Origin of the sequence: Rhodobacter sp. NTK016B, assembly GCF_017303295.1 — a bacterium.
Classification (GTDB): Bacteria; Pseudomonadota; Alphaproteobacteria; order Rhodobacterales; family Rhodobacteraceae; genus Pararhodobacter.
This window is the reverse complement of record NZ_JAFKOK010000004.1, coordinates 145,307-170,454: the sequence shown is the minus strand read 5'-3', so window position 1 is coordinate 170,454 and position 25,148 is coordinate 145,307. Positions and strand designations below refer to the sequence as shown.

Below are 25,148 nucleotides of genomic sequence, written 5' to 3'. Positions count from 1 at the left end.
CGATTGACCCTGCCTTTCCGCAGGCGCATCATAAGGCATGTCCCGTATCGAAGACCTCGAAGAACGCATCGCCCATCTGATCCGGACGGTTGACGACCTGTCCGATATCGTTCGCGCGCAGGGCGCCCTGATCGACCGGCTGACCTATCGCACCGGCATGCTGATGGAGCGCGAGGCCGAGCGCGAAGCGGACAGCGGCACGCAGATCCCGCTGGCCGATCAGCGCCCGCCGCATTGGTGACATGCTGCTGCGCTGCACCAAGGAAGGGGATGGCGCGCTGGTCTTCACCCGCAGGCTGGATGCGGCCCCCGCGCTCGTCTGGCACGCCTATACCAGCCCTGCGCTGCTGGGGCGCTGGATGATGGGCCCACCGGGCTGGCCGATGACCCGCGCGCAGTTCGATCCGCGCGCAGGCGGGCTGATCCATCTCGAATGGTCGGACCGGATGGGTCAGGGTCTCGCCCTGACCGGCGAGGTGATCGAGGCCGAGCCGCCCTACCGGCTGTTGCATGTCGAGCGCCTGCACCTGCCTGAAGCCTCGCCCGAGAACGTGATCGAGACGCTTCTGGCCGGGGATGCGGGGGGCACCAACCTGATGCTGCACATGCGCCTGCCCGATTCCGCCGCGCGCGACGAGATGCTCGCGGGCGGCCTGGCCGAGGGGCTTGAGGACAGCTTCGTACGCCTAGAAAGCCTGCTCGCCACCGGCTTCTGATCGCCCCTCACTCTGTCTCAAATACTCAAAACGGCCGACCCGCCCTCGGCTTGGCGTTGTGGCGCCCTGCTTTCATTCTGCTTCAAATACTCAAGCTTCCAACGGAAAAGGGGCGCACCGACGGAGCGCCCCTTCCCAAGTCCGATGGACCGGCAGATTACATCATGCCGCCCATGCCACCCATGCCGCCCATGTCGGGCATGCCGCCGCCGGCCGCGCCTTTCGGCTCCGGCTTCTCGGCGATCATGGCTTCGGTGGTGATCAGCAGGCCGGCGATCGAGGCCGCGTCTTCCAGCGCGGTACGGGTCACTTTGGCCGGGTCGATCACGCCGAACGAGAACAGGTCGCCGTATTCTTCCGTCTGCGCGTTGAAGCCGAAGTTGACGTCCGACGATTCGCGGATCTTGCCGGCGACAACGGCGCCGTCGACGCCCGCGTTGTCGGCGATCTGGCGCAGCGGCGCTTCCAGAGCGCGGCGCACGATGGCGATACCGGCTTGCTGGTCGCTGTTGGCGCCTTCGAGCCCTTCCAGACCCTTGCCCGCCTGAACCAGCGCAACGCCGCCACCGACGATCACGCCTTCCTGTACGGCCGCGCGGGTCGCGTTCAGGGCGTCATCGACACGGTCCTTGCGCTCTTTCACTTCGACTTCGGTCAGGCCGCCGACGCGGATCACGGCAACACCGCCAGCCAGCTTGGCCAGACGCTCTTGCAGTTTCTCTTTGTCGTAATCCGAAGAGGTCTCTTCGATCTGCTGACGGATCTGCGTGACGCGGGCTTCGATCTCGGCCTTCTCACCGGTGCCATCGACGATGGTGGTGTTGTCCTTGTTGATCTGCACCTTCTTGGCCACGCCCAGCATGTCGATGCCGACGTTTTCAAGCTTCATGCCCAGATCTTCCGAGATCACCTGACCGCCGGTCAGGATCGCGATGTCCTGCAGCATGGCCTTGCGGCGATCGCCGAAGCCCGGCGCCTTGACGGCAGCAATCTTCAGGCCGCCACGCAGCTTGTTGACCACGAGGGTCGCCAGCGCTTCGCCTTCGACGTCCTCGGCGATGATCAGCAGCGGCTTTTGCGACTGGATCACGGCTTCGAGCAGCGGAACCATCGGCTGCAGCGACGAGAGCTTCTTCTCGTGCAGCAGGATATAGCAATCTTCCAGCTCGGCGATCATCTTGTCGGGGTTGGTGACGAAGTAGGGCGACAGGTAGCCACGGTCGAACTGCATGCCTTCGACCACTTCGACCTCGGTCTCCATGCCCTTGTTCTCTTCGACGGTGATCACACCCTCGTTGCCGACTTTCTGCATCGCGTCAGCGATGAAGCGGCCGATCTGGGCTTCGCCGTTGGCCGAAATGGTGCCGACTTGAGCGACTTCGTCCGAGTCTTTCACCGGGCGGGCAGCGGCCTTGATGGCTTCGACGACCTTCGTGGTGGCCATGTCGATGCCGCGCTTGAGGTCCATCGGGTTCATGCCGGCGGCAACCGCCTTCATGCCTTCCTTGACGATGGCTTGCGCCAGAACCGTCGCGGTGGTGGTACCGTCGCCGGCTTCGTCATTGGTGCGGGAAGCGACTTCCTTCACCATTTGCGCGCCCATGTTCTCGAACTTGTCCGACAGTTCGATTTCCTTGGCGACGGTGACGCCGTCCTTGGTGATGCGCGGGGCGCCGAACGACTTGTCGATGACGACGTTACGGCCTTTGGGGCCGAGGGTGGTTTTCACGGCGTCGGCGAGAACGTTGACGCCCTTGAGCATCTTGTCGCGGGCATCGGTGCCGAACTTGACGTCTTTAGCAGCCATTGTGGGTGCTCCAATATCTGATTTCTTGCAGGAGATGCGCGGCGCCGCGCATCGTCAAAGCAACGCTGTAGGGTGCGTGCTTGCACGCACCGCGTCGCGACAGGCTCAGGCGATAATGCCGAGAATGTCGCTTTCCTTCATGATCAGCAGGTCTTCGCCGCCGATCGTGACCTCGGTGCCCGACCATTTGCCGAACAGGACGCGGTCGCCCGGCTTGACGGACATCGCGATCAGCTCGCCCGAATCTTTACGTGCGCCTTCGCCCACGGCGACGATCTCGCCTTCGGCCGGCTTTTCTTTCGCCGAATCGGGGATGATCAGACCGCCCTTGGTCTTATCTTCGCTCTCGACACGGCGAACCGTCACACGGTCGTGGAGGGGTTTGAATGCCATCTGTGAACACTCCCTGGGTGCTACGTTCGAACTGTCTTAGCACTCACTGGGGGTGAGTGCTAACGAGGCCGAGATAGGCAGGGCGCGGCGTTCTGTCAACAAGGGGGATGAAGAATTTTTTGCCACGATGGCGAGATTTTCAGCGCGGCAACGCGCCCATGCTCTCGGCCTCGCCAGAGCCCGCGTTGAAACACGCCCAAGCACCCGGAAGAAGCGCCTCGATCTGCGCGCGACTCATCGGCGTCCCGTCGGGCGCCTGAGCCGAAATACCGCCCGGCCCCGCCAGAAGAACAGCGACGGGCACAAGACTACCTTGCGCCGCAAGCGCGTTGCTTGCCCCCGAGACGTAGACGTCGAGTGTCTGCTCTACAAGGGCAGCGACGCGAAAACCGCGTGTCTCGGCAAGGTCTTGCAGGAAGATCGTCACGCCCGGCCCCATGATAGACGCCGGGGCCGCATTGCCCATCCAAGACGGGCTGCGACCGGGATCAGCCGCGCCGGGATCAGCGACACGATCAGAATGCCGTCCCCTTCAAGCGTCACGCGGTCAAAGACCGGGACCAACTGAACCCGCCCGCGACACGGTGTCGCCGCAACGAGCCCCATCGCGCGCCCGAACGCCTCGCCCGTCGAAGCGGGATCGCCGAGCCCGAAAGCAATGATGCCTTCGAACCGTTCCACCCGGATCACGCTCAGCGCCTCGAACCCCGCGCGTATCAGCGCCCGCCACGGCCTGCGGCGCCCGCCCGTCCGGCGCGCGTTGCGGCGGGGCGTAGCGGACTTGCTGGATGTCGATGCTTCGGGCTCGAGATCTCGTCGCGTCTTGGGAAGGGCCTTCGGTCGGCCTGTATCAACCAGCGTCAACCGCACCAGCCCCCAGAACAGACCGAACCGAAGGCGGAACCGTGCAGGGTCCCGCGACAGTCGGGCCTGAAGCCGCACGGGCACGAACAGCAGCACGACCAACAGCCCCGCCACGCCCGCCACCCCCCAAGCCAGCGCGGCCAGAAGCGTCGACGCCATGTCAGGCCTCGGGCGATTTCGGGTCCGCCTCGGGGGGCGAGGCGGCAGGTGTGTCGCCGCCCTTGCGGGCCTTCAGCACGCGGCTGACGGTCGCGCCCAGAGCCTCGGCAAGCGTCGCCGCGTTCGAGCGCACCGGCTCGACCCGCGCGCCGTTGTCGTCAAGGATGATCGCGCCCACGGGCCGGATCCCGCCGCCCGCCGCACTGCCCGTGCCGCTGGGACGCGCCGCGCCCTCGGTCCCGCCGCCCGCGCCGAAGCCGAAGCCATAGCTTACCAGCGGGATCACCGTGGCATTGTCGCGGTCGATGGGCTCGCCCAGCACGTTCTTGGCGCTGAGCAGTTTCTCAAGCTCGGCCACCGTCGCCTTCATCAGGCCTACAACGTCATCCATTCATGTCTCCTGTGCCAACCAAACGAGTGTCGCGCGAAATGCGCGCAGACGCCATGACCTGTATCAGCCTTCCTGCCCGCGATGCAGCTTGCGCGGCCCGCGACACGGCTTTAGCTGAGACGCATGACCTTTTCGATATCGTCCCTTGCGCTTCGGGGCGGCACGCTGGCGCTGTGCCCCCTGCCCCTGACTTCCGCCGACCGGGCGGCGGTGGCCGCCTTTGCGCCCGATCTCGTCGTGTCGATGACCCGCAGCGACGAGATGGAATCGCTTGGCGCCGGGGATCTGCCGGGCTGGTTCAAGGCCCATGGCATCGGCTGGCGGCATTTCCCCGTCGACGATTACGCCGTGCCGCCCGACGGTGCGGACTGGAGCGGTCTGGCGCAGGCGGTCTTCGCCGTGCTCGACCGCGCGGGCACCGTGATCCTGCATTGCCGGGGCGGTCTGGGCCGGTCGGGGATGGTGGCGCTTCGGCTGATGATCGACAGCGGCGAGGCACCGGACGACGCCCTGACGCGGCTGCGCGCGGCGCGGCCCGGCGCGGTCGAGACCGACGCGCAATTCGACTGGTCCAAGCGCGGGCTGCTCAGCCGGGGCTGAACGCGCCCGCCAGTTGCGGCGCGATCACCGGGCGGCGCAGGCGCAGGGTTCTCGCGGCCTCGTCGCTGCGGCCCGAGCGCATCAGCGCCGCCACATAGGTCAGTTCCAGAATATCGCGCTGCGCCCGGCTTCCCCCGAACCGCTCGTGCTGTGCCAGTGCCGGGATCAGCGCCGTCAGCGCCCCGTCCCAGTCGCCGCGCGCGATGGCCGCGAACGCCTCAGCGACCGGAGGAACCAGATCGCCCGCGAAACCCACGGGCTTTTCGGCCAGCCGCGCCAACCTGTCGCCCTGCCCGGCCATGGCATGGGTCAGCGCCGCGTGCAAATCGACGAAGCTTTGCCCCGGATCGGGAAAGAACTGCGCGGCGTAATCGCTCAGCCCGGCCCAGCGTTCGGGCGCCACAGGCACCCCGGCCAGCTCGGCGCGCCACAACAGCGCGGCGCTGTCGGTCAGCTTGTTGATCGGCAATCCCTGCGAGCCGCCGGGTGCTACGGCTTCGTCCAGCATCTGCCACATCGTCCCGGTGTCGCCGTCATAGAGCGCCCAGAGCGCCGAGTGCCAGCTCAGATGGCCGTGCAGCGCACAGCGGCGGTCATAGCCCTCCATCCATGCGTCCAGAAAGCGGCGGCCCTCGCGTGTGTCGCCCTTCTCATAAAGCGCATGGCTTTTGAAATGCGCGGCATTGGCGTTGCGGGGATTGAGCGCAAGCGAGCGGTCCATCAGCGTCAGCGCGCGGTCCTGCTGTCCCGTCTCGCACAGGGCGATGGAATGGAGCGTATGGATGAACCACTCGTCGCCGTAATGGGGCAACAGGGTGGCCACGTAATCGAGCATATCGACCTCGCGTCCCGCCTGACCGGAAAAGCCGATCAGCCCGAACACACTGCCGCACATCTGCACGATCATCACGTCGCGGGGATAGTCGCGGGCATGGGCTTTGACCGCCTCGCGGGACTCGGCCGCGCGTCCGTTCAGCGCGAGCCCCAGGATCCCGATATGCGCCCGCTCGCGCGCGTCGAGCCGGTCTGCCAGCGCTTCGGCCCGCGCAAGGGTCTGGCGCGCCAACGCGGGTTCCGTGGCCTGCGCGCGAGCAAGACCGGCCAGCGCCATGGCAAAGCCCGGATCGGCCGCGAGCGCTTCCTCGAAAACCGCGCCCGCGCCCCAGATATCCGACAGGAACATCTCGACGCCCCGGTCATAGGCCGCGACGGCCTCGGCCGAGGCGGTGCTGACCGCGTTTCCGTACCGGTCTTTCAGACCCATGCCCGTTCCCCCTGTTTCCTCACGATAGCCGGCGCCGCTCGCCGGTCACAGCCCGCTCAATCGGGCAAGGCGCCGTCCCAATCGGCCAGCCCGGTCCGTCCCTCGGGCGTCAATGTGTAGATGCCCTTCTCGACCCTTTGAAACCAGCCGTAATGATTGTCGGCCATCAGCCGTGTCGCCACCGGCACGCCGGTATCGCGGGCAACCGCCGCCCCTTTCGAGGCCCCGTATTCGGCCAGATAAGCCGCGCAGCGCAAGGCGTCCTGCCGATATCCCGTGACCAACCCGTGCCGCGTGGCCCCGCCCGCATTGGGATCGCCCTGACGGCGCGCGAACTCGGCTTCCAGCCGCTTGCGTTTCACCTTTGAGCCCCGCGGCGCATAGGGGCCGGGGTCGGCCAGAACCTCGACATACCCGTCGCGCGGGCGCACGGTCAGTAATCCCAGCCCCAGCCTGCGGCACATCGCGGTGTTGTCCTTGATCATCCGCCGCGCCTGCTTTCCATCGGGCCGGGCCACGGCCAGATAGACCTGCGGGCTCAGCGCCAGCCGGGCGATGGCCTGATGATAGAGCGTCAGCGAGAACTTGAGTTTCATCTCGACAATGACCGGATCGCCCGCGCCCATCGCGACCAGATCGGCCGCGCCGATCTCGCCTTTCACATCAAGGCCGCGCGCCTCGAAAAAGGCTTTCAGGGGCGGATAAAGATCGGCTTCGCGCAGGGTCGGCATGACGATTGTCTAGCCCGGCAGGCCGGCGAAGGGAACGACCCGCTTTGTTCTGCCCGGTGTGGAACCTTGTACGAAACCGCGCGCCGACGACTGCGACCAAACGGAGACCTTGGCAGCTAGTGACAAGGCCGGACCCCGCGCCTATAAAACCCGCGAAAAATCGCCCTTACATTCGCGTCACCACGGGACAGAGCAAATGAGCATCCAAGTTTTCGGCCACAAATCCCCCGACACCGATTCGACCGGCTCGCCCATCGTCTGGGCGTGGTACCTGTCCGAGGTGAAGGGCACGCCGGCAAAGCCCGTTCTGCTGGGCGAGCCGAATACCGAGGCCGCTTTCGTGCTCAAGCACTGGGAGCTTGAAAAGCCCGAGATCATTGCGGATGTCGAGGCCGGTGCACCGGTGGTCATCGTCGACACCAACAACCCCGCCGAACTGCCCGACGCCATCAACACCGCCGATATCCGGGCGATCATCGACCACCACAAGCTTGTCGGCGGGCTGGAAACCAAGGGGCCGATCGACATCACCGTGCGTCCGCTGGCCTGCACCGCGACCATCCTCTACGACCTGATGGGCGAGGCCGTCGCGCAGGCGCCGCGCGGGATCAAAGGCGCGATGCTGTCATGCATCCTGTCCGACACGCTGGAATTCCGCAGCCCCACCACCACCGACCACGACCGCAACGTCGCGCAGGCGCTGGCTACCGATCTGGACGTGGACATGAACGTGCTGGCCACCCGGATGTTCGAGGCGAAATCCGATGTCTCGGCCTTCTCGGATGCCGAATTGCTGCGCATGGATTCCAAGGAATACACCGTCGCCGGCAAAGAGCTGCGCGTGTCGGTGCTGGAAACCACCGCGCCCAAGGTGGTGCTGGATCGCAAGGACAGCCTGATGGCCTCGATGGTCGATGTCGCCAAGGAAGACGGCGCCGATCAGGTGCTGCTGTTCGTGATCGACATCATCAAGGAAGAAGCCACGCTGCTGGTGCCCAACGATCTGGTCAAGGACATGGCCGAGAAGAGCTTCGGCGCCACCGTTACGGGCGACACGGTGGTTCTGCCCGGTATCATGAGCCGTAAGAAGCAGATCATCCCTTCGCTGGCGCTCTGATCCCTCGCGAAAGCGATAGCCAGACAAAAGAAAGGCGCACCTCGGTGCGCCGTTTCCCTTTTCCGTCAGAGCGTTGCGGCTCAGAACAAATCGCGCTCGTCAAGCACCTTGGCAATCTCTGCGCGGACCAGCTTGCGGACCTGTTGAGTGATGCGCTCGCCCAGCTGGCCGCGCAATTCCTCGCGAACGATCAGCGCCACGAACTGACGCAGGTCCTCTTCGTCAAGGATCGTGTCGGCAAGCGCGTCCTCGTCAGTCTCCGCGCCGGGTTCGATCGTGGCCTCGGCTGCGGTTTCGGCGGGGACCTCGGCAACCGTTTCGGGCACGCCGCCGCTATCGGCTGCGGTTTCTTCGGGCGCCAGAAGGTCCGCCATCTCGGGCGTGGGCTCGGCTTCCGGTCCCTCAGCCGCCGCCGCTTCAGCATTCGCAGCCCCGGTAGGCTGATGGCTAAAGCTCATCTTGCCATAGAGCTCGGTCACGTTGGACGGCTTGCCGGGCGCCGGTCGTCCGATGGCCGGGGCATCGTCGCCCTCGCTTCCCGAGACTGCCGCTTCCAGTTCGGCGATGGTGGCTTCCAGCTTGCTGAAATCCGGCGCGGGGATCGACACGTCCTCGGCCTTAGGCGCCAGCGGGGCGGAGGCGTCTGCATCCGCCGTATCGGCCTCGGCGTCTGCCCGAACGGGACCGGACGGCCCCGTCCCCGGCTGCGCGACGCCAAGCGCTTTGACCTGTTCGCTGACGCGGTGGGCCTCGGTCAGGATCAGGCGGCCGTTCTCGACACCCCGATCGCCTTCCTGTGCCACAAGCCTGCGAATCGATGTGAGAACGTCCTCGATCTCGCGATTGGACATCGGATCGGACATGCCGTTTTTTCCCCTGCTCGTTATTGGGGAAATCATACTCTTACACGGCGTTTGAAACAACCGAAGATGACGCTCAGTCGGCGTAGCGGCTCATGATGCGATCCAGACGCGAACCCTGAACCGAGGGCACCGTGCCCGACTGGCCGTGCTGCAACGCGCTGGAATAGGCCGAGACGTCATAGGTCGGAATGCCCAGACCCAGCGAGTCGACGGTCAGCCGCCCCATCGCTTCAAGCAGCGAATACGCCGCAAGCTGCACATTGGCCGCCGCTAGGATGCGCGACGAACGGGCATCGAGAAGCTCCTGCTCGGCATCGAGCACGTCGAGCGTGGTGCGCGAGCCCAGTTCGGCCTCGGCCCGGACCGCGTCATAGGCCGAGCGCGCCGCCGAGATCTGCAGATCCCCCGCCGCCAGAGTCGCGCGGGCGATCTGAAGCCGTGCCCAACTTGCCGCCACGGATTGCTGCACGATGGCGACCGTCTGGTGCAGGTTCGCGCGTTCAGCCTGGCCGCGCGCGACGCTCTGACGCTCGACCGAGCGCAGGCGCCCGCCATCGTAGAGCGGCACCGAATAGGTCATCGACGCGGTGACATCTGCTGAGCGCGCGCTCGGCAACGGATCGATACGGCGGATCCCGGCATCGGCCGACACCGAGCCGGTCACCGAACCATAACGCTCGCGATGAGCGATATCGGTGGTCAGGTCGGCCACAGCAACCAGATGCTGAACCTGCGTGATCGCCGGGTGGTTACGCCGCGCGATCGCCTGCGCCTCGTCCAGCGACCCGGGCAGATGCGGCAGGCTGGGCGGCGAATCGAGGTTGTCGGGATACATGCCGATGGCAAGGTTCAGCTCTTCGCGCGAAATCGCCACGTCGCCTTGCGCGCCGGCCAGCGCCGAGCGCGAGGCGGCAAGCCGCGCTTCGGCCAGCGCGACATCGGTCCGGGTGGAATCGCCCAGCTCGAAGCGCTCACGCGCGGCGCGGAGTTGTTGGGTGATGACGGTCACGTTGTTGCGCTGCAACTGCAGCGTCTGCAGATCGGAATAGAGCTGCATATAGGCCGAAACCGCGTTCAGAAGCACGCTCTGTTCAACCACGACCAGCGCCGAGCGGGTGGCCATGACGCTTTCGCGCGCGGCCTGAACCGCCAGCTCTCCACGCCCGAAATCGATCAGCGGGATCGTCGCCGACAGGCTCAGCGTGACCGCCGCATGCGGGCTGTTGTCAGAATTGGTCAGCGCGGTGGCCGCGAAACTCAGCACCGGGTAAAGCCGGGCAATACTTTGCTGCACGTCCTCGTCGGCGGCGCGCAAAAGCGCACGGTTCTGATCGAGCAGGTGCGAGTTGCGATAGGCCGAGACCAGCACATCGGCCAGCGAGTCGGCGTCAGCGGGCAGCGCAAGGGAACTTGCGATGGCGAGTGCGCTCACGGCGGCAGCCAGACGTTTAGCGATGCGCATCGAGGTCTCCAGATATCACGGCCAAGGCCAAAGAAGCGCGGGCCCAGTCGGGCCCTGCGCGGTCGGTCGCCGGTGGTTAAAGCGCGAAGGCGTGCGTGGTGGCGAACCCGTCGAGCACCGGCGCCGAGGCGTTGAAAATGTCGCGCCAGCGGATCGTACCGCCATGTTTGACGCCCAGTTTGACCGTGCCCAGCTCACCCGTCATGAAAAGCGCTGCGACGCGGCCGTCTTCCTTGAGCTGTTCGGCCAGCGGTTCGGGGAAGGCTTCGATTGCACCTTCGACGATGATCGCGTCATAGGGGCCGTGACCCGGCGCGCCCGAGGCGATCTCGCCCACTTCCAACGCGACGTTGTTGGCGCCGACCGCGTCCAGCGCGTTGCCCGCGTCCTCGGCCAGCGATGTGTCGGACTCGACCGCCACGACGGCCTGAACCATATGCGCGATGACGGCGGTGGAATAGCCGGTGGCGGGCGCCAGATCGAGCACCAGATCGGTCGATTTCAGGTCGAGCGCGTCGAGCATCTTCGACAACGTGCGCGGATCGAGCAGCACACGCCCGTTCCCAAGGTCGATATTCTCGCCGATATAGGCGGCTTCGGCCAGCGCGGCGGGAACGAAACGCTCGCGCGGGATATCAAGCATCGCCTGAATGATCGGCAGCTTGGTCACGTCCGAAGGGCGCACCTGAGTGTCGACCATCGTGGTCCTGCGGGCGGCGAAATCGGGCATGGATCGGGCTCCGTCTGGATCTGTCAAACCCTCTTGCCACAGGCGCAGAGAGGTTGGCAATGCTGCCGCCGGTCGCAGGGCATCGCGACCGGGATCTGTGACTTCGTCGCACGGGGGCGGACAGGGTGCAAGCCGAAAGTTCAGTCACGATTGAACAATCATACCGGCACCCTGCCCTGTTACCCCGCATGCCCGGACGTTCGCCGCCCGGGGCGCGTTACGCTCAGTTTTCCGGCGGAACGCTCATGCCGCGCTGAACGCCCGGCCGTTCCAGAAACCGGTCCAGCCAGGCGGGGACGTTCTTAAGCCCGTCCCAGCCGACGATATCGGTGGCGCCATAAAACTCTCTTAACGTCCGCACCCAGGGCGCAGTCGCGATATCGGCGATGGAATAATCGGCCATGATCCAGTCGCGCCCTTCCAGCCGCGCATCCAGAACCTTCAGCAGCCGCTCCGATTCGGAGCGGTAGCGTTCATGCGGGCGCTTGTCTTCGATCTCTTTGCCGGCAAATTTGTGAAAGAAACCCAACTGGCCAAACATCGGCCCGACGCCACCCATCTGCCACATCACCCATTGGATCGTATGCCAGCGCTCAGTGGGGTCCTGAGACAGGAACTGCCCGCTCTTGTCCGCCAGATAGAGCAGGATCGCGCCGCTTTCGAACAATTCCAGCGCCTCGCCCCCCGGACCGTCGGGGTCGATGATCGCCGGGATCTTGTTGTTGGGATTGAGCGCAAGGAATTCGGGCGTCGTCTGGTCGTTATCGGCGAAAGACAGGCGATGCCCTTCATAGGGCAACCCGCATTCTTCAAGCATGATGCCGACCTTCATGCCATTGGGCGTGGGCAGCGAATAAAGCTGCAGGACGCCGGGATCCTTGGGCGGCCAGCGGCGGGTAATCGGATGGTCGGTAAGTTGCGCCAAGATACTTATCCTTTCGAGGGTAAATTACGCTTTGACTTGTCCCCAACCGGACGCATCATCTGCACCCTACCGAGGTAGTTGCCCGGTGCGGCGGATCAACCGTCAGGACAGAAGTGAGCGCATCGAAGGTGCGGATAAAAGGGACCGACTGTGATCAAGGAATTTCGTGACTTCATCGCCCGGGGCAATGTCATGGACATGGCTGTGGGTATCATCATCGGCGCGGCTTTCACCGCGATCGTCAGCTCGCTGGTTGCCGATATCATCAACCCGGTCATTGGCCTGTTCACCGGCGGCATCGACTTTACCGACAAGTATCTGGTGCTGTCGGGCGAGGTCGCCGCGGGGACCGGGCTGGACGCGGCACGCGAATCCGGTGCGGCGATCTTTGCGTGGGGCAAATTCGTTATGGCCGTGATCAACTTCCTGATCGTGGCCTGGGTGGTCTTCATGCTGGTTAAGATGGTCAACCGGGTAAAGGACTCGGCGGTGCGCAAAGATGCCGAGCCCGTGACCTCGGACGAACCGGCGGCGCCCCCGCCCCCGTCGGCTGAAGCCCTGCTGACCGAGATCCGCGATCTGCTGAAAGAGCGCACGGCCTGATCCCGCAGCCTGATCCGATACGCGACCCGGTATCGGCGCCCTACTAGGCGCCGGTGCCGGTGCCGAACACCTCGTCACCGCTGCGCCATTGCGTCCAGAGTTCGGCGATCGTGTCGGGGCGCGACTGCACCTTCAATGTCAGTGCGTCCGCGCCGATCAGCGCCGCGATCCGCCATGCATCCAGCGCCGCTTGCCGTGCGTCCTCGCCCCCGCCAAGCACTTCTTCAAGCGCGCTGGCGGCCATGCAGAACGGCAGCGCCAAAGACAGAGCAGGCCGCTCAGGGCATTCGACGGCAAGACGCCCGGCCAGCTCATAAGCGACCGAGCGCGCGCTCTCTCCCTCGATCAGAATCCGCGACACCACGGTTTCCGTCAGGGCGTCGATGTCCATTCCATCCAACACCGGACGTTGTCCTGATTCTGCGGCCGCGACGGAAGGCGGGCGGCCCGACGAAGACGGTAGCGCATACAAACAGTTGCGGAAACAACTTCAAACTGTTTCGAGCCGAAGTTTCTGGCCCGCCGCTGCGCTGACCCGGCGGGGCAAAGCCCGCGCCGCTCAGATCGTCGTGTCCGTCGTCCCCGGTTCTGGCGGCGGGACATCGCGCACGCCACGCGCCGGGCCATCGGCCGCATAGCCCGCCCAGCCCACGGAATCGGGCGCTTCGGGCAGCGTGTCGGGACGTTCGCGCAGATGCAGATGCACCTTGGCGATGAACAGAGCGCTGATCGGCGCGGTCAGCAACAGGAACAGGGTAATGAGCAATTCATGCATCGACACCCGCCCCTCATTGGCAAAGACATAGACCATCGAGGCGATCAACACCCCGCCCACGCCCAGCGTCGTGGCCTTGGTCGGCGCATGCAGCCGCGTGATCGGATCGGGCAGCTTGACCAGCCCCACCGACCCCACCAGTGCAAACAGGCCGGCGACGACGAGGAAGATTGTCACGGTGATCTCACCCCAGAGCGGAAGTTCGTGCGTCATGGCGTTCTCCTCACTCGATGATGTCGCCGCGCAACAGGAAGCGGCAGTAACTGACGGTCGACACGAACCCGACCAGCGCGAACAGCATCGCCACTTCGAAGAAGATCGGCGATCCCAGCGAGAAGTTCAGCAAGATGAGCAGCGCGATGCAGTTCACCGTCATCGTGTCCAGCGCGAGAATGCGGTCCGAGATGCGCGGCCCGACGATCACGCGCCACAGGTTCAGCAATAGCCCCACCGAGAAACAGGCGATGGCAAAGATCAGGGCATAGATGATCATGCGAAGATCTCCTTCAGTCGGCGCTCGTAGCGCTGCTTGATGGAATCCCGCACGGCGGCGGGATCGGGCGCGTGCAGGGCATGAACCAGAATCGCGCGACCATTGGCCGACAGGTCGCACGACACGGTGCCCGGCGTTAGCGTGATGGTGCCCGCCAAGGTGGTGATTGCCTCGGGCGAGCGGACGTCGAGCGGCACGGTGATCCAGGCGGGTCTGAGCGCGTGGTTGGGTTTGAACAGCACGATCAGCGCCACTTCGACATTCGCCTTCACGATATCGTAGAGCACGACGAAGATGTATTCGACCACCCGGAACGGATGGCGCAGGCGCGGCATATCGGGCCAGTAGGGCCGAGTGATGACCGGGATCACTACGCCAAGGATCACCGCGAAGACGATCGAATTCACGGTGATATGGTTGACCAGCAGCATCCACGCGATGGCCAGCGTCAGGGACAGAAGCGGGTGCGGCAGGAAACGCGAGATCATGTCAATGTCCTTCCTCGTGCCCGGCGGCTTCGGGATGCGCGGGCGCCCCGTGATCCGAACCATGCAATTGATCGGCCAGCGCCTCTTCGGCGGCCGCGCGCGCGGCGCGCTCTTCGGGCGTGCCCAGCACCGCGTAGATATATTCCTGCGTGTTGAACAACTGCGCCGAGGTTGCCTTAACATAGCGCGATACCGGCGCCGCGGCGACGGTCAGAACGACCAGCAGCGTCAGCAGCGCCCCCATCGCGGCCAGCCCCAGCGACGATGTCGTCCCCGGCACCACGGTGAAATCGTCGTCTTGCGGCGACGCATTATCGAACGGACGCCAGAACAGCACCGAGCCCGCGCGCGACAGCCCGACCACCGCCAAGAGCGAGGTCACAAGCACGAAGGCATAGCCCCAGGCCCACCAATCCTCGACGCGGATCGCCTGCAGGATCATCAGCTTGCCCAGAAAGCCCGAGAGCGGCGGCATCCCTGCGATGGCGATGGCCGAGACGAAGAACAGCGCCGACACGATGCCCGCACCGCCCATCGGCGCCTGCGGGTGCAGCGTGGAATTGCCGCGTCTTGCGCGCACCTGATCAACCACCAGAAACAGCGAGGCCGAGGCCAGCGTCGAGTGGATCAGGTAGTAAAGGCCCGCCGTGATCGAAGCTTCGGTGAAGGTGCCGATGGCCAGAAACAGCGTCCCCATCGAGCCGATGACCCCAAACGAAACAGTGCGCGCCAGCGTCCCGCCGCCCAGAACGCCGATCATGCCAACCGTCAGCGTGACCAGCGCAGCGGGCACCATCACGTCCGAAACCAGCCCCCCCATCGCGCCCAGCGTGGTCGGAAAAATCAGCGTGAAGACGCGGATCACCGAATAGGCGCCGACCTTGGTCATCACCGCGAACAGCGCGGCGACCGGCGCCGGGGCCAGCGCGTAGGTGTTGGGCAGCCAGAAATGCATTGGCAGCAGCGCGCCCTTGAGCACGAAGACCATCAGCAACAGCACCGCCGTGACGCGCACCAGCGCCTCGTCCCCCGGCGGCAACTGGGTCGCGCGCTCGGCCAGATCGGCCATGTTGAGCGTGCCGAACACCGCGTAAAGCGTGCCGAGCGCGAACAGGAAAAGCGTCGAGCCGGCGAGATTGTACATCACATACTGCACCCCGCCCCGCATCCGCATCCGGCCGCCGCCATGCGTCATCAGGCCATAGGACGCAATCAGCAGGATCTCGAAGAACACGAACAGGTTGAAGATATCGCCGGTCAGCATCGCGCCGAACAGGCCCATCACCTGAAACTGGAACAGCGCGTGGAAATTGCGACCGCGCTGGTCCCAGTTGGTGGCGATGGCGTAGCACAGCACGACAAGACCCAGAACAGCGGTCAGCAGCACCATCATCGCGCTCAGCCGGTCGAGCACCAGCACGATACCGAAGGGCGCGGGCCACGAGCCCAGCTCGTAGCTGGCCACATCGCCCATCGACGCGCCGACCAGAAGCGCGATCGCCACGGCCAACGAGAGAACCGACGAAACCAGCGAGCCCACACGCTGCAGCAGCGTGTCGTGGCGCATCGTCAGGATGATCATCGCGCCGAACAGCGCGGGGATGATCACGGGGGCAACAATCCAGTGAACCATGGCTGGCGCTTAACCCCCGGTTTCCGGCTGTTCACCGGGCTTTTCGATATCGATCTCGTCGGTGCCCGCGTTCAGATACGCGCTCAGGGCCAGCATCACGACCAGCGCCGTCATCCCGAACGAGATCACGATCGCCGTCAGCACCAGCGCCTGCGGCAGCGGATCGCTCAGCTCATCGAGCGAGCCGAGGATCGGCGGCGCGCCGGTCACAAGCCGCCCCGAGGCGAACAGGAACACGTTGACGGCATAGGTCAGCATCGACAGACCCAGCACGACGGTGAAGGTGCGCAGACGCAGCATCAGGTAGATCCCCGCTGCGGTCATGGCGCCGATGGCTACCGCGACAAGCACTTCCATCTCAGGTCTCCTTCCGCTTGTCTGCAAGCATTTCGGTACGCGAATGATCGGCGCTGGGATCGACATCCATCGGTGTCAGGTTGACGCCCTCGCCCGCGCGCAGACCGATCCGGCTGAGGCTGGCCAGCGCCAACATCACCGCGCCGACAACGGTCAGGAACACGCCCAGATCGAAGGACACGGCCGAAGCCAGGTGGATCCGGTCAAGCCCCGGAATATAAAGGTAATCGTTGGTCGATGTCAGGAAGTTCCAGCCCAGCACGACGCTGGCCAGACCGCTGACCACCGCGATCAGCACGCCCGCCGAGATCATGCCGTGATAGGCCACTTTCTGACGCTCGGTGCTGAACGCAAAGCCCGACGCCATGTATTGCATCAGCAACGCAATCGCCACGACCAGCCCCGAGATGAAGCCCCCGCCCGGCTCGTTATGGCCGCGCAGGAAGATATAAACCCCTACGATCAGCGCGATGGGCAGCGTCATGCGCGTGATGACGACCATCATCAGCGGGTGGCGGTCGCGGCTCTGGGGCATGTCGGGCACCCAGTTGCGCAACCGCCGCGAGGCCGGCCCCTGCAGCGCAGCTTCGACGATGGCGAAGATAACGAGAGCGGCAATGCCCAGCACGATGATCTCGCCCATCGTATCGAAGCCACGGAAGTCGACGAGGATCACGTTGACCACGTTGTTGCCGCCACCGCCGGTATACGAATTGGCGACATGGTAATCCGAGATCGTCGGCAGGCTGGGATCACGGGTCAGCAGCGCATAGGCCAGCCCACCGACCGCGCTGCCGGTAACCAGCGCGATCACCACGTCACGCACCCGGCGCGGGAAGGTGGTGCCGACCGGCGTCTCCTTGGGCATGTAGTTGAGCGCCAGAAGCAGCAGGATGATCGTCGCCACCTCGACCGTCAGCTGCGTCAGCGCCAGATCCGGGGCCGAGAAGCGCACGAAGGACATCGCCACCACAAGCCCGCAGATCGAAATCACGATCAGCGCCACAAAGCGCATCCGGTGCATCAGCACCACGCCAAGGCTGCAGGTGATCAGCACCACGAAGAACACCATCTCGACCGGACCCACCGGCAACAGCTCGCGCGTGCCGGCACTGTGAGTGCCCGTGGCGAAAGCCCAGACCGCATAGGTCAGGATAACCACCGTCAGGATCCCCAGATAGCGCGAGATCGCACCGTCATGCAGCGCATCGGTCAACTCGTTCGCACCCTTGGCCGCGCGCGAAATCAGCGCGTCGAACATCGCCTTGGCCTCGGGCCGCGGGGCGTTGTCCCAGATCGGCGCCAATCCGCGCTGGAAGGCCAGAACGACAATGCCCACGCCGACGGCGATGATCGACATGATCAGCGCGGGCGTGACGCCATGCCAAAGCGCAAGGTGTTCATGCACATGCTCGCCCACCACCGCCGAGGCGACGACATCGACGAAACCGCCCACGGTCTGCGCCGGGAACAGGCCGATCACAACCACCAGCACGCACAGGATGGCGGGCGAAACCCACATCCCGAAGCCCGGATCATGCGGGCGATGCGGGTAGTCCTCGCGCACCGGGCCAAGGAAGGTGTGGACGATGAAGCGGAAGGAATACGCGACCGAGAAAATCGCGCCGATCGTGGCGATGATCCCGAACCAGAGGCCGGTTTCTTCGGTCGCCTGCAGCATCATCTCCTTGGACAGGAACCCGTTGAACAGCGGGATCCCCGCCATCGACAGCGCCGCGATGGTGCCGATGGTGAAGGTGATCGGCATCAGCCGCCGCAACCCGCCCAACAGGCGGATGTTGCGGGTATGCGCCTCGTGATCGACGATCCCGGCGGTCATGAACAACGCCGCCTTGAAGGTCGCATGGTTGAGAATGTGGAACACAGCCGCATAGGCCGCGTATTCGGTCCCCAGCCCCAGAAGCAGCGTGATCAGGCCCAGATGCGAGACGGTCGAAAAGGCCAGAAGCGCCTTAAGGTCGTCCTTGAACAAAGCGATCACGGCGCCGAGAACCATCGTGATCAGGCCCGCGACCGAGACGATCCAGAACCATTCCGGAGTGCCGGACAAGGCGGGCCACATGCGCGCCATAAGGAACAGCCCGGCCTTCACCATCGTGGCCGAATGCAGATAGGCCGAAACCGGCGTCGGCGCAGCCATGGCATGGGGCAGCCAGAAATGGAACGGGAACTGCGCCGACTTGGTAAAGGCGCCGAGCAGGATCAGGATCAGCGCGGGCAGATACAGCTCGCTCTCGCGGATCGCGTCGCCGTTTTGCAAGATGACATGAATGTCGTAGCTGCCCGCGATCTGGCCGAGGATCAGCATCCCCCCGATCATCGCAAGACCACCCATCCCGGTCACCGTCAGCGCCATCCGCGCGCCCTGACGCCCTTCGGGCAGGTGCTTCCAATAGCCGATCAGCAGGAAGGACGAGAGCGAGGTAAGCTCCCAGAAGATAAGCAAAAGCAGGATGTTATCGGACAGAACGATGCCCACCATCGCGCCCTGAAACAACAGCAGATAGGTATAGAAATTCCCCATCGGGTCCGAGCTGGCGAGGTAGAACCGCGCGTAGATGATGATCAACAGCCCGATGCCGAGGATCATCAGCGCGAACAGGAATCCCAGCCCGTCGAGCATGAAATTCACGTTCAGGCCGATCTGCGGAAGCCATTCGTAGCCTTCGATGATCGTCTCGCCGCGCAGGATCACTGCGGGGGCGTTCATCAGAAGGCCGATCAGCGCCAGAGCGGTCGCTGTCAGGGTGATCGACGCGCAGACGTTACGTCCCGCACGGATCATGAGACCGGGAAAAAGAGCGCCAATGAAAGGCAGCGCCGCGATCAGGGCAAGGGACATGTCGGTTCCTTTGTCCGAGGGCGGCCCGCCGAGGGCCGATCACAATGTTGGCCGGCGAGACCGGACCTTGCCCCTAAAAATTGTTTACTGAGCGGCAGTGTCAAGCGAAACCGGAGCCACATTCGGCCCGCACGGTGCGACAAAATAAAACGGGCGGCCCAACAGGCCGCCCGTCTTGAAAGTCAAGGGATACGGAGATCCGTTTCGATCACACCAGCGCGAGGTTGGTGGCCGACTCGCGGCCATCACGGCTCGTTTCCAGGTCGTAGGTGACCTTCTGGCCGTCGTTCAGACCGCGCAGGCCCGAACGCTCAACGGCGCTGATATGCACGAAGATGTCCTTCGAGCCGCTTTCCGGCTGGATGAAGCCGTAACCCTTGGTTTCATTGAACCATTTCACGGTGCCATTGGCCATCGTGAGTACTCCTGTCAAAATGCTGCCCACAGTATGCGGCAACCCGGCTCGGTAAGATCGTAATCGAGCAGAGGAGGCCTTGTAGGGCCGACAGGTCGATGCAGATAACGTCGCAGGCCTACTTATGGCCGAAAACGCGTCGAAGTACAAGACCCGCGTCCGGTCGCGTGTCGGAAAACCCGTCCGGCGCGCGCGTTTTCGCCCGGTGCCGTCCCGGCCTCACCGCTGCGCACGGGCCGCGTGACCGCCGCTCTTCCCGGACCGTCCAGCGCCCCCGTGCCCGCGCGGACCCTCGGCAGTGTCACGCCGCCCGCGCGCCTTTCCGGCCTTGCTCTGTGCAGTCAACGCTTTGTCAACCATGCCCGCGCTAGGCTACCCCACGCTGTCCTTTCCAACCCGTTTTCAACCTCTTTCCGGCCCTGCAAGCCCCGGTGCCCGCGATGAAGAAGTCTCGCCCCAGACCCGCTGCGACCCTGGCGCTTGCCATGGCGTTAACCTCGGCTCTTTCCGTGGCGCCGCCGGCCCTCGCCCGGCCCGAATTGTGCGAATCGGCCGCCGTGCGGGCCGCGCGGGATGCGGGCGTGCCGGCCGAAGTCATGCTTGCGATCACCCTGACGGAAACCGGCCGGACGCTTGACGAAAGGCTGCGCCCCTGGCCCTGGACCGCAAATGCCGAAGGTCAGGGCCACTGGTTCGCCACCCCCGACGAGGCCGCGCGATTCGCGCGCAGCCTGCTGGCGCGCGGGCAGGATCTGTTCGATCTTGGCTGCTTCCAGATCAACTGGCACTGGCATGGCGACCAGTTCGCCCGGCCCGAAGATCTGCTCGACCCGATGATCGCCGGGCGCTACGCCGCGCGGCTGATCGCCGATCTGCATGACGAGTTCGGCTCGTGGGAGGGCGCGGCAGGCGCCTATCACTCGCGCACGCCCCGCTATGCCGATCGCTACCGCGCCCGTTTCACCCGAATCCGCGCGGGGCTGCGCGACGCCCCTGCCCTGACGGCGCTGCTCGACAACGCCCGACCCGGCACGATCCGGGTCAACACCTTTCCCTTGCTGGGCGGACAGGCTTCGGGCGCGTCGCTTGTGCCTGACACGGCCAGCGGCACCCGCCCCTTTATCGAGGTCCGGCCATGACCCGCCTGTTCCAGCCTACTGTCCTTCTGGCCATGGCGCTGATGGCGATCATCGTGATGATGATCCTGCCGATGCCCGCATGGATGCTGGATATCGGCCTCGCCGCGTCCTTTGCGCTGGCGATCCTGATGTTCACCATCACCCTGTTCATCGAGCGTCCGCTCGATTTCTCGATCTTCCCCACCGTGCTGCTGGCCTCGCTGATGCTGCGGCTGTCGCTCAATGTCAGCTCGACACGGCTGATTATCGGCGAAGGGCATACCGGCCCGCAGGCGGCGGGATCGGTGATCCAGGGCTTTGCCAGCTTTATCATGGGCGGCAGCGTGTTTCTGGGCGTCGTGGTGTTCTGCGTCCTGCTGATCGTCAATTTCATCGTCATTACCAAGGGCGCGGGCCGGATGGCCGAAGTGGGCGCCCGCTTCGCGCTGGACGGCATGCCGGGCAAGCAGATGGCGATCGACGCCGATATGTCGGCAGGCGCGATCACGCATTCCGAGGCCCGCGCCCGGCGCGAGCAGGAACAGGCCGAGACGACGTTTTTCGGCTCGCTCGACGGCGCGTCGAAATTCGTCAAGGGCGACGCCATCGCGGGCCTGCTGATTACCGTTCTGAACATCGTGGTCGGCCTGCTGATGGGCACGCTGGTGCATGACCTGTCGCTGGGTGAGGCGTTCGAGACTTACGCGATCCTTACCGTGGGCGACGGGCTGGTCAGCCAGATCCCGGCGGTGGTGATTTCGATCGCTGCCGCCCTGCTGCTGGCGCGCGGCGGTGCCAGTGGGGCCACCGATACCGCGCTGATGGCGCAGCTTGGCCGCTACCCTTCGGCGCTGCTGACGGTCGCCACGCTGATGGTGATGTTTGCGCTGGTGCCGGGGCTGCCCTTCACCCCCTTCGTGATCGGCGGGGTGCTTCTGGGCGCGGCCGGATGGTTTGCGCGCCGCGCCGCGCTTTCGCGCGAAAAGACCGAAGCCGCGCCGCCCGAGATCGAAAAACCCACCTCGCTGGGCGATGTTCTGGATCTGGACGAAATCCACGTGACTTTCGCGCCCGATCTCGTGCCGATGGTGCTGGACCCGGCGACAGGGCTCGATGCGCGGATCATGAACATGCGCAACCATGTCGCGCGCAGCTACGGGATGATCCTGCCCGAGGTCCGGCTGACCGACGATCCCTCGCTCAATCCCGGCGAATATGCGATCCTCATTCAGGGCGTCGAACAGGGCCGCGACCGGTTGCGCCCCGATCAGAGGCTGGCGCTGCTGCCTGACGGCGCCGCGGACGAGGCGCCGCCGGGCACCGATGTGCGCGAGCCGGTCTATGCCGCCCCGGCCCGCTGGATCGACCGCGCCGACGAGGAAAGCGCCGCGTTGAGCGGCCTCACCGTCGTCTCGCCGGCCGAGGTGCTGGCAACCCATCTGCTCGAGGTATTGAAGGCCAATTTCGCACGGCTTCTGACCCTGCGCGGCCTGCGCCGGATGCTCGACGAGATGACCAATCTCTCCGACCCCGCGCGGGCCGAAGCCAATCGCCGCCTGATCGACGAACTGATCCCCGACAAGGTGCCGGTCGACACGCTGCTAGCGGTGTTGCGGCTTCTGCTTGATGAGCGGGTGTCGATCCGCAACCTGCCGATGATCCTTGAATCCATCGCCGAGCTGCGGGTTCAGCATCTGACGCCCGAAGCGGTCTGCGAACATGTCCGCCAGCGGATGGGGTTTCAGCTGGTCGCTGCGCTCAAACGCGCGGATGGCACGCTGCCGCTGGTCCAGCTTGCGCCCGAATGGGAAGAGGTCTTCACCCGCTATCAGATCGACGGCGAGCGGGGCGCCTTCGACATCGCCCTGCCGCCCGACGATTTCGGCAAGCTGGCCAACGCGCTTGCGCGCACGTTCTCTGATCTTGCGGATGAGGGCACGCAGGCCGCGCTGGTGTCGCCTGCCCGCCGCCGCCGCTTCCTGCGCACGGTGATGGCCGCGCGCGACGTCTCGGCGCCGGTCCTCGCCTTCGAGGAAATCGGCATGGAGGCGCGCCCGGCGCTTGTCGGGCAGATCGCCGCATGACCGCCGAGATGATCGCCGCCCTGACCGCGCTGAGCGCGCAGCTGCAGGCCTGGTTCATCGGCGGTGCGCTGGTCTTCGCGCGGATCGGCCCGGTCTTCGCCCTTGTCCCGGTCTTTGGCGAGCGGGTCGTGCCCGCGCGCATCCGGCTGGCCGCGGCGCTGGTAACGACCGTCGTCGTCGCCCCGGCGGTTGTGGGCGCGGTGCCGATGCCTGCCGCGACCCCGCTGGGATGGGTGATCTTCTCGGCGCAGGAAACGCTGATCGGCGTGATGCTCGGCATGGCGCTGCGACTGATGATCCTTGCGCTGATGATGGCGGGCACGATGGCCGCGCAAGCGACCTCGCTGTCGCAGGCCTTCGGCGGCGCGGGCGTCGATCCGCAACCCGCGATCTCGCAGGTGCTGGTGATGGCAGGGCTTTGCGCGGCAGCGCTGGCGGGCATGCCCGAACGGCTGGTGCAGTACCTCGTGCTGTCCTACGACATCTTCGCGCCGGGTCGCTGGCCCGATCCGTCCTCGGTGGCGGAATGGGGCGTCGGGCGGATCGCGCAGGCCTTCGCGCTCGCCTTCTCGCTGTCGGCCCCGTTCGTGATCGGTGCGGGGCTTTACAATCTGGCGCTCGGCGCGATCAACCGCGCGATGCCGCAACTCATGGTGGCCTTCGTCGGGGCCCCGGCCCTGACGCTGGGCGGGTTATTCCTGCTCTTCATCACCGCGCCCATCATGCTGAGCGTCTGGATCCCCGCTTTCCTTGCCACTCTGGGTAATCCGGTGGCGCCATGAGCGGCGAAGACGACGGCGCCGACAAACCGCATGAAGCAACGCCGCGCAAGCTGGACGAGGCGCGGCGCAAGGGCGATCTGCCGCGCTCGGCCGACCTGACGGCGGCGGTGGCGATGATGGGGTTTCTGGGCCTCGCGTTGCTGCCCGGCGGCTGGGTGCCGATCCGGCTGGGCGAACTGGGCGTGTCGCTGCTGGACCGGGCCGACAGTACAGGGCCGCTGATGCTGGGCGGCGGCACCGCGCTGGGGGGCACCGTGCTGGGCGCGGTTGTCGCGGCGATGGCGCCGATCCTGATCGTGCCGGGCGTGTTGGTCATCGCCACGCTGATCGCGCTCCGGGGCCTCGTCTTCGCGCCCGAGAAACTGCAATTCAAGGCCTCGCGCGTCTCGCCGCTGGCCAATGCAAAGAACAAGTTCGGCATCTCGGGGCTGGTGGAATTCGCCAAGTCCGCGGTCAAGCTGGCGATCTATTGTCTTTTGCTGTGGCTGTTCCTGTGGGCGCGGCTGCCTGATCTGGTCATCACCATCGAACAGAGCCCCGGACAGGCCAGCGTCGCGCTGATGCAGATGCTGGCCGAGTTCATGGCGCTGGTGGTGCTGATCATGCTGGTGATCGGCGGGCTCGATTACCTGTGGCAGGTCTTCGATCACCGGCGCAAACAGAAGATGTCGCATCAGGAATTGCGCGACGATCACAAGCAGAGCGAGGGCGATCCGCATCTCAAGCAGGAACGCCGGTCACGCGCCGCGAGCTATGCCTCGAACCAGATGATCGCCGAAGTGCCACGCGCGGCGGTCGTCATCGTCAACCCGACGCATTATGCCGTGGCACTGGCCTGGGCGCCGGGATCAGCGGGCGCGCCGGTCTGCGTGGCCAAGGGCACTGACGAGACCGCCGCCCGCATCCGCGAGGTGGCGACCGAAGCTGGGGTGCCGATCCATTCCGACCCGCCCACCGCGCGGGCGATCTTTGCCACCGTGCCCCTGGGCGCCGAGATCGCGCCCGACCTCTATCAGCCCGTCGCTGCCGCGATCCGCTTCGCCGAAACGATGCGCGCCAAGGCCCGCGCCCGCAACGGCGCGCAGGGCAAGGCCGGAAAGGCGCCACGCTGATGGACCGCAGACAGGTCGACGCCCTGCAACGGCTGGCCGCTTTGAGCGCGATGAAGCGCGAGGCCGAGCTTGCCAAGCTGGCCGCCGTCGCCCGCAGCCGCAACCGGCTCAAATCCGCGCTGGCCACGCTGAAGACCACGGAGGCCCCGCTGCAAGGCAGCGACGAGGAAGGCAACGGCGCCGGTGTGGATCCGGCGATGGTCGCCGCGCGTCTTGCGCATCGACGCTGGATCGAGAACCGCCAGAGCCGCCTGAACCAGCAGCTCGCCGCGATCACCGCCGACTGGCTGCGCCAGCGACCTGCCGCCGCGAAGGCTTTCGGGCGTGCCGAGGTGATGGAAACCCTGCGCGACCGCGCGCGCACTGCCTACCGCGAGGCACGCGACAAAGAGCGTTGAGCCGC

At 65.4% G+C, this 25,148-nt stretch carries 29 protein-coding genes; 10 read left to right on the top strand and 19 right to left on the bottom strand.

Going from position 1 to position 25,148, the window contains the following annotated elements; translation table 11 throughout:
- Positions 1-37 precede the first annotated feature (37 nt).
- Both JI664_RS06975 and JI664_RS06970 read left to right on the top strand, forming a co-directional pair.
- Positions 38-241: a SlyX family protein gene (locus JI664_RS06975; RefSeq protein ID WP_207013010.1), complete on the top strand. Its 204-nt coding sequence runs from the start codon at positions 38-40 to the stop codon at positions 239-241.
- Between the two features lies 1 nt (position 242).
- On the top strand, positions 243-716 hold the full coding sequence (locus JI664_RS06970) for an SRPBCC domain-containing protein (RefSeq protein ID WP_207013009.1): 474 nt from the start codon (positions 243-245) through the stop codon (positions 714-716).
- A 157-nt stretch (positions 717-873) separates the two neighbouring features.
- Here JI664_RS06970 and groL read toward each other — a convergent pair whose 3' ends face one another.
- The 5 genes from groL to JI664_RS06945 form a co-directional block, all read right to left on the bottom strand.
- On the bottom strand, positions 874-2,523 hold the full coding sequence (gene groL / locus JI664_RS06965) for a chaperonin GroEL (RefSeq protein WP_207013008.1): 1,650 nt from the start codon (positions 2,521-2,523) through the stop codon (positions 874-876).
- Between the two features lie 105 nt (positions 2,524-2,628).
- On the bottom strand, positions 2,629-2,916 hold the full coding sequence (locus tag JI664_RS06960; RefSeq protein ID WP_207013007.1) for a co-chaperone GroES: 288 nt from the start codon (positions 2,914-2,916) through the stop codon (positions 2,629-2,631).
- Positions 2,917-3,055: 139 nt separating this feature from the next.
- A complete protein-coding gene (locus JI664_RS06955) occupies positions 3,056-3,343 on the bottom strand; it encodes a hypothetical protein (RefSeq protein WP_207013006.1) in 288 nt (95 codons plus the stop codon).
- On the bottom strand, positions 3,340-3,939 hold the full coding sequence (locus tag JI664_RS06950; protein WP_207013005.1) for a hypothetical protein: 600 nt from the start codon (positions 3,937-3,939) through the stop codon (positions 3,340-3,342). The genes JI664_RS06955 and JI664_RS06950 overlap by 4 nt, the downstream gene beginning before the upstream one ends.
- 1 nt (position 3,940) lies before the next feature.
- On the bottom strand, positions 3,941-4,330 hold the full coding sequence (locus JI664_RS06945) for a GerW family sporulation protein (RefSeq protein WP_207013004.1): 390 nt from the start codon (positions 4,328-4,330) through the stop codon (positions 3,941-3,943).
- 123 nt (positions 4,331-4,453) lie between these two features.
- Between JI664_RS06945 and JI664_RS06940 the strand changes: the two genes are divergently transcribed.
- A complete protein-coding gene (locus tag JI664_RS06940) occupies positions 4,454-4,930 on the top strand; it encodes a protein-tyrosine phosphatase family protein (protein WP_207013003.1) in 477 nt (158 codons plus the stop codon).
- Here JI664_RS06940 and JI664_RS06935 read toward each other — a convergent pair.
- Positions 4,917-6,194, bottom strand: coding sequence for a tetratricopeptide repeat protein (locus JI664_RS06935; protein WP_207013002.1), 1,278 nt, complete (start codon positions 6,192-6,194; stop codon positions 4,917-4,919). The two genes, JI664_RS06940 and JI664_RS06935, sit on opposite strands and share 14 nt — an antisense overlap.
- A 56-nt stretch (positions 6,195-6,250) precedes the next feature.
- Positions 6,251-6,925: a DUF2161 domain-containing phosphodiesterase gene (locus JI664_RS06930; protein WP_207013001.1), complete on the bottom strand. Its 675-nt coding sequence runs from the start codon at positions 6,923-6,925 to the stop codon at positions 6,251-6,253.
- A 196-nt stretch (positions 6,926-7,121) separates the two neighbouring features.
- Between JI664_RS06930 and JI664_RS06925 the strand changes: the two genes are divergently transcribed.
- Positions 7,122-8,042, top strand: a complete 921-nt coding sequence (locus JI664_RS06925; RefSeq protein ID WP_207013000.1) for a manganese-dependent inorganic pyrophosphatase — start codon at positions 7,122-7,124, stop codon at positions 8,040-8,042.
- Positions 8,043-8,122: 80 nt separating this feature from the next.
- Here JI664_RS06925 and JI664_RS06920 read toward each other — a convergent pair whose 3' ends face one another.
- The 4 genes from JI664_RS06920 to JI664_RS06905 form a co-directional block, all read right to left on the bottom strand.
- The gene (locus JI664_RS06920) at positions 8,123-8,905 is read right to left on the bottom strand and encodes a hypothetical protein (protein ID WP_207012999.1); all 783 of its coding nucleotides are present in this window, start codon (positions 8,903-8,905) and stop codon (positions 8,123-8,125) included.
- Between the two features lie 73 nt (positions 8,906-8,978).
- On the bottom strand, positions 8,979-10,367 hold the full coding sequence (locus JI664_RS06915; protein ID WP_207012998.1) for a TolC family protein: 1,389 nt from the start codon (positions 10,365-10,367) through the stop codon (positions 8,979-8,981).
- A 76-nt stretch (positions 10,368-10,443) separates the two neighbouring features.
- Positions 10,444-11,097 (bottom strand): protein-L-isoaspartate O-methyltransferase family protein, encoded by a 654-nt coding sequence (locus JI664_RS06910; protein ID WP_207012997.1) that lies wholly within the window; start codon positions 11,095-11,097, stop codon positions 10,444-10,446.
- Between the two features lie 223 nt (positions 11,098-11,320).
- Complete coding sequence (locus JI664_RS06905) at positions 11,321-12,022, bottom strand: glutathione S-transferase family protein (RefSeq protein ID WP_207012996.1); 702 nt, start codon at positions 12,020-12,022, stop codon at positions 11,321-11,323.
- 150 nt (positions 12,023-12,172) lie between these two features.
- Here JI664_RS06905 and mscL point away from each other — a divergent pair, with 150 nt between their 5' ends.
- The gene (mscL, locus tag JI664_RS06900) at positions 12,173-12,625 is read left to right on the top strand and encodes a large conductance mechanosensitive channel protein MscL (RefSeq protein WP_207012995.1); all 453 of its coding nucleotides are present in this window, start codon (positions 12,173-12,175) and stop codon (positions 12,623-12,625) included.
- 43 nt (positions 12,626-12,668) lie between these two features.
- Here mscL and JI664_RS06895 read toward each other — a convergent pair whose 3' ends face one another.
- The 8 genes from JI664_RS06895 to JI664_RS06860 all read right to left on the bottom strand — a co-directional run bounded on the left by JI664_RS06895 (position 12,669) and on the right by JI664_RS06860 (position 19,649).
- Positions 12,669-13,016 carry a hypothetical protein gene (locus tag JI664_RS06895; protein ID WP_207012994.1) on the bottom strand — a complete coding sequence of 116 codons (348 nt, stop codon included), beginning with the start codon at positions 13,014-13,016 and terminating at the stop codon, positions 12,669-12,671.
- 168 nt (positions 13,017-13,184) lie between these two features.
- Positions 13,185-13,613 carry a Na+/H+ antiporter subunit G gene (locus JI664_RS06890; protein ID WP_207012993.1) on the bottom strand — a complete coding sequence of 143 codons (429 nt, stop codon included), beginning with the start codon at positions 13,611-13,613 and terminating at the stop codon, positions 13,185-13,187.
- Between the two features lie 10 nt (positions 13,614-13,623).
- Entirely contained in the window at positions 13,624-13,893 is a 270-nt protein-coding gene (locus JI664_RS06885) for a K+/H+ antiporter subunit F (protein WP_207012992.1), read from the bottom strand.
- Positions 13,890-14,381, bottom strand: a complete 492-nt coding sequence (locus JI664_RS06880) for a Na+/H+ antiporter subunit E (RefSeq protein WP_207012991.1) — start codon at positions 14,379-14,381, stop codon at positions 13,890-13,892. Before JI664_RS06880 ends, JI664_RS06885 begins: the two co-directional genes overlap by 4 nt.
- Before the next feature lies 1 nt (position 14,382).
- Positions 14,383-16,014: a monovalent cation/H+ antiporter subunit D gene (locus tag JI664_RS06875; RefSeq protein WP_207012990.1), complete on the bottom strand. Its 1,632-nt coding sequence runs from the start codon at positions 16,012-16,014 to the stop codon at positions 14,383-14,385.
- A 9-nt stretch (positions 16,015-16,023) separates the two neighbouring features.
- Entirely contained in the window at positions 16,024-16,371 is a 348-nt protein-coding gene (locus JI664_RS06870) for a Na+/H+ antiporter subunit C (RefSeq protein ID WP_207012989.1), read from the bottom strand.
- A 1-nt stretch (position 16,372) separates the two neighbouring features.
- On the bottom strand, positions 16,373-19,234 hold the full coding sequence (locus JI664_RS06865; protein WP_207012988.1) for a monovalent cation/H+ antiporter subunit A: 2,862 nt from the start codon (positions 19,232-19,234) through the stop codon (positions 16,373-16,375).
- A gap of 208 nt (positions 19,235-19,442) precedes the next feature.
- Complete coding sequence (locus JI664_RS06860; protein WP_109532037.1) at positions 19,443-19,649, bottom strand: cold-shock protein; 207 nt, start codon at positions 19,647-19,649, stop codon at positions 19,443-19,445.
- Between the two features lie 440 nt (positions 19,650-20,089).
- Here JI664_RS06860 and JI664_RS06855 point away from each other — a divergent pair, with 440 nt between their 5' ends.
- From JI664_RS06855 to JI664_RS06835, 5 genes are read left to right on the top strand one after another with little or no spacing between them, the layout of a single operon-like run.
- On the top strand, positions 20,090-20,788 hold the full coding sequence (locus tag JI664_RS06855) for a lytic transglycosylase domain-containing protein (RefSeq protein ID WP_286173915.1): 699 nt from the start codon (positions 20,090-20,092) through the stop codon (positions 20,786-20,788).
- Entirely contained in the window at positions 20,785-22,851 is a 2,067-nt protein-coding gene (gene flhA, locus JI664_RS06850; RefSeq protein ID WP_207012987.1) for a flagellar biosynthesis protein FlhA, read from the top strand. The genes JI664_RS06855 and flhA overlap by 4 nt, the downstream gene beginning before the upstream one ends.
- Positions 22,848-23,633: a flagellar biosynthetic protein FliR gene (locus JI664_RS06845; protein ID WP_286173914.1), complete on the top strand. Its 786-nt coding sequence runs from the start codon at positions 22,848-22,850 to the stop codon at positions 23,631-23,633. The genes flhA and JI664_RS06845 overlap by 4 nt, the downstream gene beginning before the upstream one ends.
- On the top strand, positions 23,630-24,745 hold the full coding sequence (locus JI664_RS06840) for an EscU/YscU/HrcU family type III secretion system export apparatus switch protein (protein WP_207012986.1): 1,116 nt from the start codon (positions 23,630-23,632) through the stop codon (positions 24,743-24,745). The genes JI664_RS06845 and JI664_RS06840 overlap by 4 nt, the downstream gene beginning before the upstream one ends.
- Entirely contained in the window at positions 24,745-25,143 is a 399-nt protein-coding gene (locus tag JI664_RS06835) for a hypothetical protein (protein WP_207012985.1), read from the top strand. The genes JI664_RS06840 and JI664_RS06835 overlap by 1 nt, the downstream gene beginning before the upstream one ends.
- Positions 25,144-25,148 lie beyond the last annotated feature (5 nt).

Bases quoted from the DNA above. Each gene is read 5' to 3' on its own strand.
- JI664_RS06845 (WP_286173914.1), top strand. From the start codon at position 22,848: ATGACCGCCGAGATGATCGCCGCCCTGACCGCGCTGAGCGCGCAGCTG.
- JI664_RS06970 (WP_207013009.1), top strand. From the start codon at position 243: ATGCTGCTGCGCTGCACCAAGGAAGGGGATGGCGCGCTGGTCTTCACC.
- JI664_RS06945 (WP_207013004.1), bottom strand. From the start codon at position 4,330: ATGGATGACGTTGTAGGCCTGATGAAGGCGACGGTGGCCGAGCTTGAG.
- JI664_RS06865 (WP_207012988.1), bottom strand. From the start codon at position 19,234: ATGTCCCTTGCCCTGATCGCGGCGCTGCCTTTCATTGGCGCTCTTTTT.
- JI664_RS06880 (WP_207012991.1), bottom strand. From the start codon at position 14,381: ATGATCTCGCGTTTCCTGCCGCACCCGCTTCTGTCCCTGACGCTGGCC.
- JI664_RS06950 (WP_207013005.1), bottom strand. From the start codon at position 3,939: ATGGCGTCGACGCTTCTGGCCGCGCTGGCTTGGGGGGTGGCGGGCGTG.
- JI664_RS06835 (WP_207012985.1), top strand. From the start codon at position 24,745: ATGGACCGCAGACAGGTCGACGCCCTGCAACGGCTGGCCGCTTTGAGC.
- JI664_RS06890 (WP_207012993.1), bottom strand. From the start codon at position 13,613: ATGACGCACGAACTTCCGCTCTGGGGTGAGATCACCGTGACAATCTTC.
- JI664_RS06935 (WP_207013002.1), bottom strand. From the start codon at position 6,194: ATGGGTCTGAAAGACCGGTACGGAAACGCGGTCAGCACCGCCTCGGCC.
- flhA (WP_207012987.1), top strand. From the start codon at position 20,785: ATGACCCGCCTGTTCCAGCCTACTGTCCTTCTGGCCATGGCGCTGATG.
- JI664_RS06930 (WP_207013001.1), bottom strand. From the start codon at position 6,925: ATGCCGACCCTGCGCGAAGCCGATCTTTATCCGCCCCTGAAAGCCTTT.
- JI664_RS06915 (WP_207012998.1), bottom strand. From the start codon at position 10,367: ATGCGCATCGCTAAACGTCTGGCTGCCGCCGTGAGCGCACTCGCCATC.
- JI664_RS06875 (WP_207012990.1), bottom strand. From the start codon at position 16,014: ATGGTTCACTGGATTGTTGCCCCCGTGATCATCCCCGCGCTGTTCGGC.
- JI664_RS06960 (WP_207013007.1), bottom strand. From the start codon at position 2,916: ATGGCATTCAAACCCCTCCACGACCGTGTGACGGTTCGCCGTGTCGAG.
- JI664_RS06840 (WP_207012986.1), top strand. From the start codon at position 23,630: ATGAGCGGCGAAGACGACGGCGCCGACAAACCGCATGAAGCAACGCCG.
- JI664_RS06975 (WP_207013010.1), top strand. From the start codon at position 38: ATGTCCCGTATCGAAGACCTCGAAGAACGCATCGCCCATCTGATCCGG.
- JI664_RS06920 (WP_207012999.1), bottom strand. From the start codon at position 8,905: ATGTCCGATCCGATGTCCAATCGCGAGATCGAGGACGTTCTCACATCG.
- JI664_RS06860 (WP_109532037.1), bottom strand. From the start codon at position 19,649: ATGGCCAATGGCACCGTGAAATGGTTCAATGAAACCAAGGGTTACGGC.
- groL (WP_207013008.1), bottom strand. From the start codon at position 2,523: ATGGCTGCTAAAGACGTCAAGTTCGGCACCGATGCCCGCGACAAGATG.
- JI664_RS06895 (WP_207012994.1), bottom strand. From the start codon at position 13,016: ATGGACATCGACGCCCTGACGGAAACCGTGGTGTCGCGGATTCTGATC.
- JI664_RS06940 (WP_207013003.1), top strand. From the start codon at position 4,454: ATGACCTTTTCGATATCGTCCCTTGCGCTTCGGGGCGGCACGCTGGCG.
- JI664_RS06855 (WP_286173915.1), top strand. From the start codon at position 20,090: ATGAAGAAGTCTCGCCCCAGACCCGCTGCGACCCTGGCGCTTGCCATG.
- JI664_RS06925 (WP_207013000.1), top strand. From the start codon at position 7,122: ATGAGCATCCAAGTTTTCGGCCACAAATCCCCCGACACCGATTCGACC.
- JI664_RS06870 (WP_207012989.1), bottom strand. From the start codon at position 16,371: ATGGAAGTGCTTGTCGCGGTAGCCATCGGCGCCATGACCGCAGCGGGG.
- JI664_RS06885 (WP_207012992.1), bottom strand. From the start codon at position 13,893: ATGATCATCTATGCCCTGATCTTTGCCATCGCCTGTTTCTCGGTGGGG.
- JI664_RS06910 (WP_207012997.1), bottom strand. From the start codon at position 11,097: ATGCCCGATTTCGCCGCCCGCAGGACCACGATGGTCGACACTCAGGTG.